Origin of the sequence: Pseudomonas sp. NPDC087614 (assembly GCF_044743485.1) — a bacterium.
Lineage (GTDB): Bacteria > Pseudomonadota > Gammaproteobacteria > Pseudomonadales > Pseudomonadaceae > Aquipseudomonas > Aquipseudomonas baetica_A.
In genome coordinates, this window is the sequence record NZ_JBIUWN010000015.1 from 1 (window position 1) to 16413 (window position 16413).

Annotated in this window: 11 protein-coding genes and 1 pseudogene; 4 read left to right on the plus strand and 8 right to left on the minus strand. The window is 60.5% G+C overall.

Annotated elements, in window-relative coordinates:
* A pseudogene (locus ACIOWA_RS08355) lies at positions 1 to 1030 on the plus strand (aconitase family protein); the annotation flags it as partial.
* 77 nt (positions 1031 to 1107) lie between these two features.
* Here the strand turns inward: ACIOWA_RS08355 and ACIOWA_RS08360 are convergent.
* The 3 genes from ACIOWA_RS08360 to ACIOWA_RS08370 form a co-directional block, all read right to left on the minus strand.
* Positions 1108 to 2751 carry a SulP family inorganic anion transporter gene (locus tag ACIOWA_RS08360; protein ID WP_401159244.1) on the minus strand — a complete coding sequence of 548 codons (1644 nt, stop codon included), beginning with the start codon at positions 2749 to 2751 and terminating at the stop codon, positions 1108 to 1110.
* An 80-nt stretch (positions 2752 to 2831) separates the two neighbouring features.
* Positions 2832 to 4109, minus strand: coding sequence for an HAAAP family serine/threonine permease (locus tag ACIOWA_RS08365; RefSeq protein WP_221732714.1), 1278 nt, complete (start codon positions 4107 to 4109; stop codon positions 2832 to 2834).
* A gap of 487 nt (positions 4110 to 4596) precedes the next feature.
* The gene (locus tag ACIOWA_RS08370) at positions 4597 to 4962 is read right to left on the minus strand and encodes a DUF6124 family protein (RefSeq protein ID WP_339465606.1); all 366 of its coding nucleotides are present in this window, start codon (positions 4960 to 4962) and stop codon (positions 4597 to 4599) included.
* Between the two features lie 688 nt (positions 4963 to 5650).
* Between ACIOWA_RS08370 and ACIOWA_RS08375 the strand changes: the two genes are divergently transcribed.
* Positions 5651 to 6619, plus strand: a complete 969-nt coding sequence (locus tag ACIOWA_RS08375) for a 2-hydroxyacid dehydrogenase (RefSeq protein WP_401159247.1) — start codon at positions 5651 to 5653, stop codon at positions 6617 to 6619.
* Here ACIOWA_RS08375 and tssA read toward each other — a convergent pair.
* The 5 genes from tssA to ACIOWA_RS08400 are packed head-to-tail and all read right to left on the minus strand — an operon-like array spanning position 6616 to position 14123.
* On the minus strand, positions 6616 to 7698 hold the full coding sequence (tssA, locus tag ACIOWA_RS08380) for a type VI secretion system protein TssA (protein WP_339432706.1): 1083 nt from the start codon (positions 7696 to 7698) through the stop codon (positions 6616 to 6618). The two genes, ACIOWA_RS08375 and tssA, sit on opposite strands and share 4 nt — an antisense overlap.
* Positions 7695 to 11519, minus strand: coding sequence for a type VI secretion system protein (locus ACIOWA_RS08385; RefSeq protein ID WP_401159249.1), 3825 nt, complete (start codon positions 11517 to 11519; stop codon positions 7695 to 7697). Before ACIOWA_RS08385 ends, tssA begins: the two co-directional genes overlap by 4 nt.
* A complete protein-coding gene (locus tag ACIOWA_RS08390) occupies positions 11516 to 12280 on the minus strand; it encodes a DotU/TssL family secretion system protein (protein ID WP_401159251.1) in 765 nt (254 codons plus the stop codon). The genes ACIOWA_RS08385 and ACIOWA_RS08390 overlap by 4 nt, the downstream gene beginning before the upstream one ends.
* An 18-nt stretch (positions 12281 to 12298) precedes the next feature.
* On the minus strand, positions 12299 to 13630 hold the full coding sequence (tssK, locus tag ACIOWA_RS08395) for a type VI secretion system baseplate subunit TssK (protein ID WP_401159253.1): 1332 nt from the start codon (positions 13628 to 13630) through the stop codon (positions 12299 to 12301).
* A gap of 46 nt (positions 13631 to 13676) precedes the next feature.
* Positions 13677 to 14123 (minus strand): type VI secretion protein, encoded by a 447-nt coding sequence (locus ACIOWA_RS08400; RefSeq protein WP_339432710.1) that lies wholly within the window; start codon positions 14121 to 14123, stop codon positions 13677 to 13679.
* 228 nt (positions 14124 to 14351) lie between these two features.
* Here ACIOWA_RS08400 and tssB point away from each other — a divergent pair, with 228 nt between their 5' ends.
* Together tssB and tssC are read left to right on the plus strand one after the other, a co-directional pair.
* Positions 14352 to 14894: a type VI secretion system contractile sheath small subunit gene (gene tssB / locus ACIOWA_RS08405; RefSeq protein ID WP_339465613.1), complete on the plus strand. Its 543-nt coding sequence runs from the start codon at positions 14352 to 14354 to the stop codon at positions 14892 to 14894.
* 30 nt (positions 14895 to 14924) lie between these two features.
* The gene (gene tssC / locus ACIOWA_RS08410) at positions 14925 to 16406 is read left to right on the plus strand and encodes a type VI secretion system contractile sheath large subunit (protein ID WP_339432712.1); all 1482 of its coding nucleotides are present in this window, start codon (positions 14925 to 14927) and stop codon (positions 16404 to 16406) included.
* The last annotated feature ends 7 nt before the right edge of the window (positions 16407 to 16413 follow it).

A 16413-nucleotide genomic window follows, 5' to 3' on the forward strand; every position in this document is an offset into this window, starting at 1 on the left:
GCCGCTGGACATGCCGGAATCGATCCTGGTGCGCTTCAAAGGCAAAATGAAGCCTGGCATCACCCTGGGTGACCTGGTTGATGCCATTCCTTACTTCGCCATTCAGAACGGTCTGCTGACCGTCGAGAAGAAAGGCAAGAAGAACGCCTTCTCCGGACGCATCCTGGAAATCGAAGGCCTGGAAGGTCTGACGCTGGAACAGGCTTTCGAGCTGTCCGACGCCTCGGCCGAACGTTCGGCTGCCGGTTGCACCATCAAGCTGTCGAAAGAGTCGATCACCGAGTACCTGAACTCCAACATCACCCTGCTGCGCTGGATGATCGGCGAAGGCTACGGCGATGCACGTACCCTGGAACGTCGCGCGCAAGCAATGGAAGCCTGGGTTGCCAACCCTGAGCTGATGGAAGCCGATGCCGACGCCGAATACGCCGAAGTCATCGAAATCGATCTGGCCGACGTCAACGAGCCTGTGCTCTGCGCGCCGAACGATCCGGACGACGCCCGTCTGCTGTCCAGCGTTGCTGGCGAGAAGATCGACGAAGTGTTATTAGTTTAGTGCTTTTCTATAATGTGTCACTTCCGCGCTGCCGGTAAACTGCTGGACCAGGTCAAGGGTCAGCTGCCAACCCGTCTGTGGCTGTCGCCGCCGACCAAAATGGACGCTCACCAACTGACCGAAGAAGGCTACTACGGCATCTACGGCAAGGCTGGTGCTCGCATGGAAATGCCAGGCTGCTCGCTGTGCATGGGTAACCAGGCACGCGTTGAGCCGAACAGCACCGTGGTGTCGACCTCCACCCGTAACTTCCCGAACCGTCTGGGCGACGGCGCGAACGTCTACCTGGCTTCGGCCGAGCTGGCGTCCGTTGCTTCGATCCTGGGTCGCCTGCCGACCGTCGAGGAGTACATGGAATACGCTGGCAAGATCGACAGCATGGCGGCCGATATCTACCGCTACCTGTCCTTCGACCAGATTGCCGAGTTCCGTGAAGCGGCTGCGAACGCCAACATCCCGGTCGTTCAAGCCTAACGCTGCAACGCAATGAAAAACGCCGCCCATCGTGAGATGAGCGGCGTTTTTTTATACCCCAAACAATCGGACTCAAATTACCTGTGGGATTGGGCTTGCTGGACAGCGCCATCGACACTTAGCCCGCTAAGAATCACGTCATTGGCAGAAACCTCCGGCAGCTTCGCCAAGGCACTCTTGGCCTCATGTTTGAGCCGCGCCAGGATCAGTCGCTTACCCTCCTGATCCACCCGCAGAAAAAACTCCTGCATGGCCTCGATGCTGGTGCCATCCAGGTTGGGCGTTTCCTCCAGGCTGAGGATCACCGTGTGCACCGGCACCGGCGAATGGCGGACCAAATGCAACGCCGCGCCGAGAATCCGTTCGACATTGGCAAAGAACAACGCCTCACTGGGCCGCACAATCAACACACCCGACTCCGCTGTCGCGCTCGGATGACGCTGCAAGTCGACGAAATCATGCCCGCCGTCAATCCGCCCCAGTACCTGAATATCCGCCGCCGACATCTGCTTGAGCATCAGCAATACACTGATTGCCACCGACACCAGCAAACCATCCAGCACGCCCAATACCAGCACCGCGCCCACAGCACAGAGCACCAATACCCGATCCCGGCGCCAAATGAAGTAGCGACCCAGCGGCTGCAAGCTCAAGCCCCTGCCCAGCGCATGCATGACGATGGCGGCAAGAATCGGCTCCGGCGTCAGGGCGATCCATGGCAACACCGTCAGCACGATCAGCAACACCACCATCGCCGCAACCCCACCCGCCCAGCGTGAAGTCGCACCCGCCGCCTCATTCGCCGATGTCGCCGAATACCCTGCCCCTGCCGGCATGCCATGAAACAACCCGGACAACAGGTTCGACGCCCCCAATGCCAGCAGATCGCGATTGGAAGTCACCCGGTCGCCATGCTTGAGCGCAAACGAACTGATCGAGCCGAAAGACTCCGCATACAGAATCATCACCAGCGCAAACCCAACCTCCCCCAACCGCAGCCAATCAGCAAATGGCAGCACTGGCAGAGTCGGCACTTCCAGGCTCAGATCGATGAGTCCGATCATCTTCACGCCATAGGCCGGCAGGTTCAGCCATTGCCCGGCCACAATGCCGATCACCACCACCAGCAAGCCACCCGGCACCCGTGGAAAGCGTGAGAACAGCCCCAGCAACACCAGCGCCACAGCGGCGACGCCCGCCGCCGGCCAGTTCCATTGCGGCAGTTGCTCCAGCAGTTGCGGGGCGAAGCGCACCAGATTGGCGTCGCTCAGATGCACACCGACGACGCTGGCAACCTGTTTGAGAATGATCGTCAGCGCCAGACCAAAGGCAAATCCGCGCAACACCGGTTTGGCGATAAATGCAGTGACGCTGCCGAAACGAAAGATCCCCGCCAGCAAAAACAGCGCCCCGGTGACCAGCACCAAGCCGACCGCCAAGGTCGAGCGTAATTGCGGATCACCCTGAGCCAGCGTCGCTGTCGCCGCCGCCAGCACCGCCGCGGATGACGAGGTGGCCGAAACAATCGCAAAGCGGCTGGTGCCGAACAACCCGTAACAGAGCAACCCGGCAAACAGCGCGATGACTCCGGCCTGCGGCGCCAGCGCGGCGATGGTCGAATACGCGACCGCTTCAGGCAACAGCAGCCCGGCAATCGACAGGCCGGCGAGTACGTCCTGCCAGCGGTGGGTGGGTTCAACAGGTTGCGGGGCGCTCGACAATCCACTGTCTCCAGACGAAAAAAAGCCGCTGTGCGCATCACGCACAGCGGCCACTGTAGCTGAGTATCCGGCGCTTTGGCCTACGCCGTCAGCGAATAAATCAACGCCGAAATCGCCACCAGCCCCACAGCCGTGACAAACACGTTCGACGCCTGCCCACGATAGCGCGCCATCGCCGGCACTTTACGAATCGCGTACATCGGCATCAAAAACAGAATGGCCGCAATCACCGGGCCGCCGATGGTTTCAATCATGCCCAGAATGCTCGGGTTCAGCGTCGCCACGATCCAGCAGATGACCAGCATGAACGCCGCCACAATGCGATCCAGCGCTTTCGCCCCCGGACGCTTGCCGCTCTTGACGATCAGACCTTTCAGACCTTCGCTGGCACCGATGTAGTGACCGAGGAACGACTTGGAAATCGCCACGAATGCAATCAACGGTGCCGCGAAGGCAATGGTCGGGTTGCTGAAGTGGTTGGCCAGGTACGACAGGATCGACAGGTTCTGCGCCTTCGCTTCAGCCAGTTGCGCGGGCGACAGCGTCAGTACGCAACTGAACACGAAGAACAGCACCATCAGCACCATCAACGCATGAGCGCGGGACAGGATCTGCGAACTGCGCTCTTGTGCGTGAACGCCGTAACGACGCTTCTGATCGACCGCAAACGCGGAAATGATCGGCGAGTGGTTGAACGAGAACACCATCACCGGAATGGCCAGCCACAGCGTATGCAGCAACGCGGATGGTGCCGGTACGTGCGAAGCGGTGGCGAGGATGCCGCCATTCCAGTGCGGGATCAGGTACACCGCCAGAAACAGCAGCGCGACGATAAACGGGTAAACCATCAGGCTCATCGCCTTGACGATCGCCTGCTCGCCGCAACGTACCACCGCCAGCAGACCGAGGATCAGCACAAACGACAAAATCACCCGCGGTGGCGGCGTAATGTGCAGTTGGTGTTCGAGGAAACTGGCAACCGTGTTGGTCAGGCCCACGCTGTAGATCAGCAGAATCGGGAAAATGGCGAAAAAGTACAGCAATGTGATCAGCGCCCCGGCCTTGATGCCGAAATGCTGCTCGACCACTTCAGTGATGTCGGCGCCTTCGCGACCGGAGAGCACAAAACGGGTCAGGCCACGGTGTGCGTAGAACGTCATCGGGAACGCCAGCAGCGCGAGGATCACCAGCGGCCAGAAGCCGCCCAGCCCCGCATTGATTGGCAAAAACAGGGTACCGGCGCCAATCGCCGTCCCAAACAGTCCCAACATCCAGGTGGTGTCCTGGCGACTCCAGCTCGACAGCTCGGCTGGTGCTGCTTCATAGCGTTCGTTGACGCTATTGGCCTGCTCATTCATCCGGTCGGATCTCCGCATTCCGGTCACTTGCCACTCGGTCAGGACGCGTCGGAAAAAACCGACAGACATGCTCCGGCCGAAACAGGGGCGCGATTCTCCGTGATAAATCAACAGAAGCAAAGACTTAGCTGAGCAATGGTTGTGCGGATCAGATTATTGAATGTCGCTTTTGGCAAAATATATGTCGGCCATGGAAAGGTTAACTGTCGTTTTTAGGCATGTTTCAGTGCCACATGTGACCGAAAAAACTTGATCAGACCGATCGACCCAATATGAATCCAAGTGAAATGCAAAACTGGCCTTCCTTGGCTGTTGGCAGTGGCTGCTCAGACTGCATTGAGTCCTCATGATTTCGCGCTCATCGCTTGCCGGAAAGCGGATGGATCCGAGGGTTTCGCAGGCAAAATCCGGGAGTCGAGCAGGCCGCCTCATACAACGCCATGACAGAGACTGCGGCGAGGCGAATGACCCCGACGCAGCGTTTGGCTTATTCCGTGGGCACCAGATTATCGAGCACCTGATTGACCGCCAGTTCAGCCAGCATCACGTTCTGGGCGATGCCTAATGCGGTCTGGCGATGGGTGCCTTCCAGCAGGGCGGCGAAGTTGTTGAGCATGACGTTGGCCGAACCGAGGGTTTCGCTCGCATCGGCCAGCAGGGGTTCGTTGCCGGCGGCGGGGTTGGCCATGTACAGGCGATTGGGTGCGTAGGGCGCGGCCATGACTTTGGCGGCTGGCGGATCCAGGTAGTGGTCGAGGGCGCGCTCGGCGGCTTCGTGGAATTTCTTGGAGCCAGGGGATTCGTAGGGGGATGCCGGATCGGGATTCGGCGGGTTTGGCGTTACCTTGAACATTGAGAACTTACCTCCGGTAATGCCGCCTCCCCTCTCGCCGCTAAGCAAAAGGGTGGCGGCTATGCGCAAGTTAGCGGACCGGTAAGTTCTCGAAACCCGGCGCACCCGAAGGTGCCATGCGCACAGCCACCATCAAGCGCAGGCATATGCCCGTCTAGATAAGACTTATGCAACCGAGAACAAACCGGGCCGCTAAGCCCGATCACTGGAAATCAGTGATGCGAACCAAGTTACCGACCGCCCTCCAGGCGCACAAGCCGGCGGATTCTGGCGCACGCGTAGGCAACGACGCAAGAATTTGTGGGCATTGGCACGTAACTACGGATGTCTTTACACGGAAGCCAAGAATCGCGTTTATCAGCTACAAAAGCTGACGAAATATCTGACAGATTGCAGGTAAGCAACGTGCGACTCAGGTTTGAAACCACGAGTTCATGTGTGTGGGGGGGGTAAAGGCCGCCGACCGCTAATTGACAACTGTGGGAACTGACCGTCTGGCTCAAACACGATCAGTCGCCAACCTTGAGCGCACTGGATAGCCGGTGTGCTGCGGCCCTTGCTTCTTGCGCGAAGCCGTCCAGAATCAAAGCACCCATGCTTGAATGTCGACCATTGCCATGCTGCCTTGCTATCAGCACTCTGAAACTCATTTGATGCCCTCGACACCGACGATCACAGGAGCCGCGCAATGCCCGCATCCGTTCTGGTACTGGTTGAAACCATCAATGACTATTTGCCGATTCTTGAACATCAGGGCTTCCACCTGATTCTGGCGCCGACACCCGCCGAACGCGCTCAAGCGATCGCCACCCATGGCAGCCGCATCGACGCTGTGCTCACCCGTGGCCCCTTGGGCCTGACCGCCGACGAAATCGCCGCCCTGCCCGCGCTGAAAATCATCACGGTGATTGGTGCCGGTTACGAACACGTCGACTTGCAAGCCGCCAGTGATCGCGGGATCACTGTGACCAATGGCGCCGGGGTCAACGCCTCGTCGGTGGCTGATCACGCGATGGCCATGCTGCTGGCGTTGGTGCGTGACATTCCACGTTGCGATGCGGCCGTGCGTCGGGGTGAATGGCCGAAGATCATGCGTCCGTCGCTGGCCGGCAAACATTTGGGGATTCTCGGCTTGGGATCTGTGGGCATGGCGATTGCCAAACGCGCAGGCCTGGGCTTCGACATGCAGATCAGCTATCACAGCCGTCAGGTACGCAATGACGTGCCTTACGCGTTCTGCTCGACGCCGACCGAATTGGCTCGGGCGTCGGACTTTCTCATCGTCGCCACACCCGGCGGCATCGGCACTCAGCACCTGGTAACCCGCCCGGTACTTGATGCGCTGGGGCCCAAAGGTTTCATCGTCAATATTGCGCGGGCGAGTGTGATCGCCACCGCGGACCTGATCACGGCCCTTGAACAACGCCGAATCGCCGGTGCCGCGCTGGATGTATTCGACCACGAACCACAAGTGCCGGAGGCGCTGAAAGCCCTCAGCAATGTGCTGCTCACGCCACACGTCGCCGGTCTGTCACCGGAAGCCATTCGAGGTACCGTCGAGTTGGTGGGCAAAAACCTCGTGGCGTTCTTTTCAGGCCAACCGGTACTCACACCGATTCAACTGCCGTCGAAAACCGGCAATCAGCGCGTGCACTAAAGCACCCCGAGCAACGTCCATAAACGTCGTGACTCGGCATCTGCCGAGATCAACTCGCCAAGCAGCTCGCTCAGCGGTTTGTTGCCCCACTCGACTCCACGCCGGATGAGATACGGCACCGGGCTATGGGGCTCGGTGCGCGCCAGGTATTCGGCGATCAGCAGCAATTGGCGGTAGGCCTCTTCGCGGCTTGCCGGTTCGCTAAACACCTGAGCCACTGGGGTTTCTTCAGTCGATGGCGCCACGGCGGCGGGTACGTCGGGCATTGGCGCGGACGACGCCGGTTGTTGTGGGTGCATGGCGATAAACTCCTGAACCAGCTTCAGCAGCGCTTCAATGATGTCCTGCAACGGGCGTAACCCCGGGCCCTGATCGCCCAGATAAGCCTCGCTCCAGGTGTCGAGCCGTTGCAGGTGTTGCAGGCTCAGCAGCAGATTGCCTTGGGTGCGTAGCCAGAACGCCAGCGGCGTAACGCGGATCTGATCGTTGAGTTTCTTCTGTTCATTGCTCGCGGTTTGCGCCGATGTCTTGGCATTCTTGCTGTCGTTGGCCTGCACCTGCTGAACCTGCAAACGCCGCCAGACTTCAAGGGTATAGGCCTCGAAATCGCTGTTGCGACTGCCGAACAGCGGCACCCGGGTGAGCAACACCTCGCTGTATCGACGCACCAGCCATTCCAGAGGAATAACCCGCCATGACTGGTCGCCGTCCTCGGCTTGCGGGTGCAACTGGTCGGGAAAACGCTCACACAAACCGGCAATCAGCGCCAGGCTACCGGGTAAACCGTCCAGCGCCTGTTGGTGCAGCCACGCTTCGCCGAGCCAGGCGCTGAGCATCAGGTCCTTGCTGCGTTCCAGCAACAACGTGGTCGTGAGCTTTTCGACTTGCGGCCAGTTCGCCCGCTTCAGCGTCGACTGCCACACGCCGGTCGGCAGGCTGGCGTCGTCTTCGCGGCGCAGGTCGCGCAACTGGTCGAACTCGCGTTCATAGCGCAGATCGACGCCGCACGGCGCTTCTGCGCTGATCGGCGCAAGCAACTGATCAATCAGATCCGGCAACGGGGTCGATGGCAGATTCACAATCCCTCCTTCTGCGATTCAATGGCGGCCGTCGTCGTGCCGATGAACTGAAACGGTGAGTGCGGTGCGCGCGTGGGCAACGGTGCAATCGACAGCGGCAGTTTCGAGCCCTGACTCATCAACGACAGGCGCACGTACATTCGTGCGAATTCACTGGTAACGCTGTCGGGCGCCCCGGTCACCGGCAAACGCAGGGCCAGCGGGAAATCGGTGTAATCCATGCTCGGCTGGCGCTGCACCGAGAAATGCGCACGCATCAGGCGCAGCAGCGACCACGGCCCGCCGTACTCCCAGCCTGCCTCCAGATCGCGCACCACCAGGTTCGGTTGCAGCGGATCGTTGACCGGACGTTCCTTGCCGTTACGCGCCCAGCGCAGGGTCAGGCGAATAGGCTGGCCAACCCTCCAGCGCAGATTCGGCTCTTCGGCTGCCGGGTAGTTGATCTCCTGACGGCCGGCGAGCAGGCTCCAGGCAATCACCTTATCGGCGCCCTTTTCATCATCACGATCGGTACGCCAACGCACGTCCAGTTCAACGCCGAGAATGCCGCTCTTGTCGCGCACGAACAGCGGCTTGAGCCAGACGCTCGCCTGCTTCAGGCGATTGAGAAAATCCTCCGCCGCCAAGCGTTCCGGTGTCTGGCTCAGGACCAGTCCGGCCTGCGCCACCGGCAAGCGTTTGTCGATGATCTCGAGGAAATACTGAACCCGTGCCGGGTCGGCATCCTGCGCTTGCACGCCATTGGCGAAGGGAAAGCGATCGGCCAGGTATTGATTGAAATAGTTGGCCAGTTCATTCCATGCCGCTGCGGCCTGTTGCTGTTGCAGGGACTGGCAACGCTGCATGGCGGACTGTTGCAGTTCCACGGCACGCATCGCCAGCGTGCTGCGTCCGGGAGCAACATTGGCGGTCTGTAATACGTGTTCGCACGAGGCGGTATCCATCTCGATGAAGTCGCGGCTGACCAGTTGCTCGATCTGCGCCGGTGAGCTGGCCGGGTTCGAATCCTTGTACTTGAGCAAGTCGTCGTTGAGCGCGCTGAACTGTGTCACCCGCTCGTAATCCAGCGCCGACAGACTGCCCTGTTGAGTCATCAGCCATTGCAACGCCGAGGTGCGCCGTTCGGTGATGCCGAGCATGGTGTTGAACTGCTGCTTGAGGCTCAGTTTCAAGTCCTGCACATCACTGGCGCCGTACAGTTGCAGACCGAGGTTTTTCGAGCCGTCCCACTGACTGACTTCAGTGCGCCCGCCAAACAGCGGCTGGTCGCTGATTTCATTCAGGCCACTGACAATCTGCGCCATCGCCCGACGGTTCAACCCGCCTTGCAAACGTGCCGCCAGATCACTGCGACGCAGTTCCACAAAGGCTTTTTGCAGGGCCATGGCCTGCTCGGCGCGCACGTTGAACACTGCGTACGATTGAGTCCGGTCGTCGTGATCCCTGAGGCTGAGCCACATCGCCTGGGCGGCGGCGTTTTCGGCGGCTTGCAACACCGCCCCGCGATAGGCCGGCGGGATCCGGGGCAGCTCTTCAGCCACGTAGCTTTTGTAACTGGCGAAATAGCTCAACGACAGGTTGAAGTCATCGCCGTCCACGGTCTGGCCTTGCATGCCCCCATTGTCTTGATTGGCGCGCAAGGCAACGGCCAGAAAATCGCGTTTGAATAGCGACTGCAGGGCGTTATCGAGTTTGATCACGTGTTCCTGCAGCGCCAGTTGTCCACTGCCTTGCTGCACCAGCAAGTTGTCCCGTGAACCTGCGCGGGCGATCCATTGGTCACGAAAACTCTGCTGCAATTTGCTGGCCTGGTTTTCCAGTTGTTGCTCCACGGTTGGCCCCAGCAATGAACTCTTGTGCACCTTGTCGAGAAAAGCGCGATAGCCGGGCACCAGTTCCTGGCCCTTGCCGCGTCCCCACGCCGCGTTGGTCATGGAAATCGCTGCTTGCAGGCCATCAATCAGTGCGCGCAGTTCTTCCAGTTCACCGAGGCTGTTGCCACTGCCGGCCTCCAGTTGTTCCAGGTGCAACTTGAGGTAACCGGCCTTGCTGACAAAGTTGTCGGCAAGGAAATACTGATTGAGCCAGAGTTCCATCAACCCGTTGAAGTTGCTCAGTATCAGCGGCTGCTCGACGCTCAAATCCAACGCCTGCAAATTGCCGCCATCACCCGCCGCCAACAACCGGTTGTAATACGCGGCATGGGGCAATGTCGCGGCATTGAGGTTCAGTGATAGAGCGCTGTTGCTCAGTTGCACCAGATCGTCCAGCGGTGCCCGCTGATTGTTCTGCACTTCGCCAAACAATTGGTTCTGCTGCTCCAGACGTAATGCCCGGTCCACCAGATCCGTGGCCTTTTGATAGTTTTTCCACTGCGCCGGGTCTTCACTTTCAATGCTGCTGCGCCGATCAGTGGCGCGGATCGTTTTGATTTTCGCCAGTTCAGCGACCAGCAGTTCATGCAGCGGCACGAGCATTTGACCCTGAGCTGAGCGGAACAGCTCCTGCTCAAGCAGGGTGTCCAGGGATGAAAACCAAGAGGACGGAAATGCCAGCGAAACGTAGCGCCATTGCGGTGCTCGCTCCAGCACCCGCCAGAAACCCTGCACATTGCGCCGGGTCGGTTCAATCCGATGCGCCTCATCGGTGACCGCCACGTAACTCTTTTGCGCGCCCTGCATCAGCCGCGCCAGTTCGTGGGCATCCTTGACCGACTGGTGCCAGACCCACAGCATCGCTACCGCCCAGACCACTGCGACCACCAACGCCACCCCGGCTGTCAGCCGCTGCCAACGCTGACGCAAACGCAACAGACGCGGCACGCCTTGGGCCAGTCCGTGTTCGCCGACCAGACGCTGACGCCACAACTGGCGCACGAACACGCTCTGCTGCAATCCGCTGTCATCGGCGCAAAAGCCGTCCTTGGCGTCCTCTGAAGCTTCATTGGCGGTGAAATACACACCGCGAAAACACGGTGCTTCGCCCTGCGCGTTGCCCTGAAAAACCGGTTCGAGCACGCTCTGAAGTCCACGGCGCAGCGTCTCAAGACGCTCCGGCAAGGCGTACAGGTCGGCGCTCAACTGCCCCGACAACGTGCCGATTTCGATCACGGCTTCGGCCATGGCGCGGTGGATTCGATCCAGCGCCTGATCACTCCACTGCCCTTGCCACACGGCATCGCGCGCGTAGGGCGACGACCAGCCCAAGGTGCGTTCACGGGCCTCCTCGGGCAAGGCGCTGATCAGCTCCTGAAACCCCGGCAACTCTTCCAGTCCGGTGACGATCACGTACACCGGCACGCTCAAGCCAAAGCGTTGCAGCAGATCGATAAAGCGTCGGCGTGCGGCCAGACCAAGGCTGGCAGCCTGCTCAAGATTGCTCAGTTGGCTGACCGGCACCGTCCAGATCACGCCGTCCAGCGGCCGCTTGCTGCGCATGCGCAGGATCAACCCAAGCAGTCGCCACCAGCCACCGCGCTGCAAATGCATGCCGTCGTCCGGCAGAAACAATGCCTGCGGCACCACCAGCACAGCGCCTTCGGGGTCCGACCACCAGCGGCCAAACCACGCCGGTTTATCGGTCGGCTGCAATCGCCACTCGGTGACCAATTGTGTGCCTTGAGTTTCATCGCCGAGCATCAACATCCACGGCATCTGATAACGATCGTGACTGCCCTGCTCCTGCTCCATATGGCGCACGGACGCATAAAAACTGCGGATAGCCGCGCCGCTCTGGGTCCGTAGCCACCACACGGCCACGGCGATGATGACCAGCAACAGCAGCAGCGCGACGACCCACGCGACAATCGTCAGGGGGCTCATGAGTCTTGCTCCGGCGCGGCCACTGAATCGGTCATTTGCAGCACCGGATCGAGCTCGGAACGAATGTCACGCCACAGGAACTGGCCAAGTCCGGTCAGCAACAACACCATCGCGAGAATACCCAACGCCAGACGAAAGCCGTCCGGCAGCGCGGTGCGCACGGGCAACTGCAACGGCGCCACCAGTGAAGGTTGCACCAGTCGCTGGCTGACATCGTCATACGTGGCTTCGTCCTGCCAGGCAAAGTTGAACAGGGCCAGCCGCCATTTCTCCCGTTGCGCCTGAGCGTGCTCACCGCGCAGACGCCCGTGGAAACCGAGAATCAAGCACTGCAAGTACACGTTGGCCAGATCGCGGGTGGTCGGTTGTTGTTCATCGAGAAGGGTTTGAATGGCCGCCGGCACTTGCTCGCCCGCCTGACGGCTGGCGTACAACCGCGACTCCAGCGGTTTGTCCTGCCACGCCGCTTGCCCCGGCCACGGCGTAAACAACAGGGTTTCATCGACCAGTGCAACAAACGCGTAAACCAGTGCCTTGACCTGATCCGTCGCCGAATCACCGACCCGCGAATACGCCGTGCGCCAGAGCCGTTGCGAAGCCTGCGTCGACAGCTCGACCACCGTCTCCACCAGCGCCGCTTCGTCGTCGCTGTCCTTGGGCAATTGCACCCAATCCTGTTGCCATTGCTGCCACGTCTGCCGGAACGCGCTGCTCAACGGTGCGTCCTGCAACCCCAGGCTTGCGGCACTTCCTTGCGACATACGGCGTTCCTTGTGTGATCAGGCACTTTCACTGTTCTGGGCGACAAACAGCACCACTTGCCATGGACTGCTGGTCAGCTTCGCGGCGGGGGCGGCGATCACCAGCGGCAGTTGCGCGTCGAACCACGCGCCTTCGGCGGTGATGACAAACAGCCGCGTGTCCTCGCCCACGCTGTAGGCCACCTGCTCGCTGCGGTTCATCACTTGATGGGGCAGACCGCTCATGCGCTGGCGACCGAGCAGCGAGATGTGTGGTGCCGAGGCGATGATCGCGCCGCGCAACCAGTCAATCGCGGCTTGCTCGCTGGCGCCGTTTGGCATGCGCAAGCCAATGACCAGACGCTGGCTCGGTTGCTCATCGGGCAACTGAATGGAAAAACTCTGCTCGCTGCGTTCGAACGGCAGGCTGCGATAGCCGGCGCGAATCAGTTCGAGGGTGCTTTCCAGCCACTGAAGCACCGCGTCGTAACCACGCTGCAATTCGAGAAAATCCAGCGGCGCAAACGCCGGCACACCGGCCAGCGGATCAAGCGCCGACCATGCACCGGCCATTCCGAGCAGTTGCACATAGAGCCTTTGCGGCTGGGCAATGCGGCTGTTCAGTGAACCTTCGACTTCCGGCAGGCGTGCCCATAGCGCGGTCAACTGCCGACGGATTTCCAGCGCATCATCCTGATTGCCGGCCTGTTGCGCCTGACGCAAGCGCCCGCCCAGAAACAGACACTTCTCCCGAGCCCGCGCGCAGAGCCCGGCGATGCGTCGACCGAGCACAGATTCGGGCAACAGGATCGGCGTTGGCGGCGTATAACCCAGCGCCAGGAAGCCTCCGCCCTCCTTGCGGATTTTCAGCAGCGGCAGGCAGATCGAGTCGGCTTTGTTCAGTTGTGTGCACAGGCGTGGATTGGGTCGCCACACCGTGATCGATTCAGGGAATTGGCCGCTGGTGAGATCCGGCAGCGCCTCGCCGACGACCGATTGCAAACGGCCCTTGAGCGGCAGCAATTGTCCGGCGCGCCACATCGGGCTGATCGCCAGGAACACAGTGACGGTGGCGTCGTCAGTGGCGTTGATCGCCGCGCTGACATCCAGTTCCAGCACTGGGCCGACACCCGCCTGCACATCCACCGGCAAGCCGTCGGGCATCGTCCCTTGCAGCGACACCACCCGCACCACGCCGGCGCTCAGTGCCGACGGGTCAAACTCCATGTGGCTGACGCCCCAGAACCACGGGTTACACGCATGCGCCAGATGCGCGCCGAGTGCTTCGGCCCGCAGCCCCTGCAACTGAAAATGCTGCGGCAGCAATTGCATGCCTTCATGCCAGCAAACCGCGTCAGGTAGCAAACTCATACGACTCCCTTCGACCTCGCCGCGATCCGGCGGCGGGCGGTGTGTTTCAGTTTTCCTGACTGACCAGGCTCATCTCGCGACTGTCGAACTTCAGCCACGCTCGACGCTGATCATCGAGGCGCAAGCGGTGCGCTCCGGGAGTGTTATAGCTGGCGAAGACCAAAAGTCCAGCCGCCTTCTTGCCCCCCAGCGGGAAGGGTTGGTGGTCGATAAATTGCCCCGGCACCAACTCCAGCCCCCACACACTCATCAACTGACGATAGTCGCGCTGGTACTGTTCGCGCTCGGCAAACCACTGACTGGCGCTGATACCGGACAGTTGTTTGAGCAGATCAGGGTCGTTGACGGCGATGAAATCCACGGCAATCGGCGTGTCATCGTTGGCCTTGGGGGCTACGTCGAGGGTCAGGCTGTCGAGGTCCACCGTCGGCTCGAAGAAAGAACAGCCCGTCAGAAGCACCAACCAAAACGCTACAAAAAATCGTCCGCACAAAATGAATTTTCCTTTTCTCGGCCGTGTCCAAAAATGTTTTTGCTTGCATTTTTATAGACCTGTTCTAGCGTCTTGGGTAGTTCGGTTCCTACAGCCGAATCCAAGAAGGTTTGTCAAAGGAACGACAGCTCATCTGCCACCCTTTCTAACCTACGGTCCAGCAAGGGAAAGCGATGAACGGGCCCCCCCGATGCATTGCGCCCGCTCATCGCATCGGAGTCCGCCGACATGGCAGAAAGTACTCAGCACAAGCTCGACCGGGTGCGCCCGCCCCGAGTGCAAATCACTTACGACGTCGAAATCGGCAACGCCATCGAGAAAAAGGAATTGCCATTGGTGGTCGGCATCCTCGCCGACCTCTCGGGCAAACCCCTTGAACCATTGGCGAAACTGACCGATCGGCGTTTTACCGAAATCGACCGCGACAACTTCAACGAAGTACTCGCCTCGATCGCCCCGCGCGCCACGTTGCAGGTCAACAACACCCTCAGCGGCGACGACAGCAAGCTGAACATCGAACTCAATTTCAAACACATCGACGACTTCGACCCGGTCAAGGTAGTGGAGCAAGTCACGCCGCTGCGTCGCCTGTTCGAGGCCCGCCAACGTCTGCGTGACCTGTTGACCAAACTCGACGGCAACGATGACCTGGACAAACTGTTGCGCGACGTCATCGCCAACACCGAAGGCTTGCAGGAAATCAAATCGGCCCGCCCAGACACCGCTACCCCGGCAGCTGATGCCGAGGCGCCGGCCGAACCGCAAGCCTGATCGTCCACTTAACCGAGGGGAGAATTCACCATGCCCGCCGCCGCCAAGAACCAAGCCAGCGACAGTACAACCGAGACACTTTCCCTGCTCGACCAGATCATTCTCGATGGCCGTATGGCCCACGATGACAGTCAGCAGGATTACGCCCGCGACATGCTCGCGGAATTCGCCACCCAGGTGCTCGACGAAGGCATGGCCATCGACAAGGACACCGTGGCGATGATCAACGACCGCATCAGCCAGATCGACGAGCTGATCAGCGCCCAGCTCAACGAGGTGCTGCACCATCCCGACCTGCAAAAACTCGAAGCCTCGTGGCGTGGCCTGCACATGCTGGTGCAGAACACCGAAACCAGCACCCGGCTGAAACTGCGCCTGCTCAACGTGACCCAGAAAGAGCTGCAGAACGACCTGGAAAAAGCCGTCGAGTTCGATCAGAGCGCCCTGTTCAAGAAGATCTACGAAGAGGAATACGGCACCTTCGGTGGCCATCCCTTCAGCCTGCTGGTGGGTGACTACACCTTTGGCCGTCACCCGCAGGACATCGGCCTGCTGGAAAAACTGTCGAACGTCGCCGCTGCGGCGCACGCGCCATTCATTGCCGCCGCCAGCCCGCGACTGTTCGACATGAACAGCTTCACCGAACTGGCGGTGCCGCGTGATCTGTCGAAAGTGTTCGAGAGCCAGGAGCTGATCAAGTGGCGCTCGTTCCGTGAGAGCGAAGATTCGCGCTACGTCTCGCTGGTGCTGCCGCACTTCCTCCTGCGCCTGCCTTACGGCCCGGACACCTCGCCCGTGGAAGGCATCAACTACGTCGAGGACGTCAACGGCACCGACCACAGCAAATACCTGTGGGGCAATGCCGCGTGGGCGTTGTCGCAACGCATCACCGAAGCGTTCGCCAAATACGGCTGGTGCGCGGCAATTCGTGGCGCTGAGGGTGGCGGCGCAGTAGAAGGCCTGCCGGCGCACACGTTCCGCACCAGTTCGGGCGATCTGTCGCTCAAATGCCCGACCGAAGTGGCGATCACCGACCGCCGTGAAAAAGAGCTCAACGACCTCGGTTTCATTGCCCTGTGCCACAAGAAAAACAGCGACGTCGCCGTGTTCTTCGGCGGCCAGACCACCAACAAATCCAAGCTCTACAACACCAACGAGGCCAATGCCAACGCGCGCATCTCGGCGATGTTGCCGTACGTGCTCGCGGCCTCGCGTTTCGCCCATTACCTGAAGGTGATCATGCGCGACAAGGTCGGCAGTTTCATGACCCGCGACAACGTGCAGACCTACCTCAACAACTGGATCGCCGACTACGTGCTGATCAACGACAACGCGCCGCAGGAAATCAAGGCGCAGTACCCGTTGCGCGAAGCGCGAGTGGACGTCACCGAAGTCGCCGGCAAACCGGGCGCCTATCGGGCCACGGTGTTTCTGCGGCCGCACTTTCAACTCGAAGAGCTGACCGCCTCGATCCGCCTGGTCGCCACCCTGCCGCCACCGGTAGCTGCCTGACCTGCAG

Bases quoted from the DNA above. Each gene is read 5' to 3' on its own strand.
- ACIOWA_RS08365 (WP_221732714.1), bottom strand. From the start codon at position 4,109: ATGAATGAGCAGGCCAATAGCGTCAACGAACGCTATGAAGCAGCACCA.
- ACIOWA_RS08370 (WP_339465606.1), bottom strand. From the start codon at position 4,962: ATGTTCAAGGTAACGCCAAACCCGCCGAATCCCGATCCGGCATCCCCC.
- ACIOWA_RS08375 (WP_401159247.1), top strand. From the start codon at position 5,651: ATGCCCGCATCCGTTCTGGTACTGGTTGAAACCATCAATGACTATTTG.
- ACIOWA_RS08385 (WP_401159249.1), bottom strand. From the start codon at position 11,519: ATGAGCCCCCTGACGATTGTCGCGTGGGTCGTCGCGCTGCTGCTGTTG.
- ACIOWA_RS08390 (WP_401159251.1), bottom strand. From the start codon at position 12,280: ATGTCGCAAGGAAGTGCCGCAAGCCTGGGGTTGCAGGACGCACCGTTG.
- tssK (WP_401159253.1), bottom strand. From the start codon at position 13,630: ATGAGTTTGCTACCTGACGCGGTTTGCTGGCATGAAGGCATGCAATTG.
- tssB (WP_339465613.1), top strand. From the start codon at position 14,352: ATGGCAGAAAGTACTCAGCACAAGCTCGACCGGGTGCGCCCGCCCCGA.
- tssC (WP_339432712.1), top strand. From the start codon at position 14,925: ATGCCCGCCGCCGCCAAGAACCAAGCCAGCGACAGTACAACCGAGACA.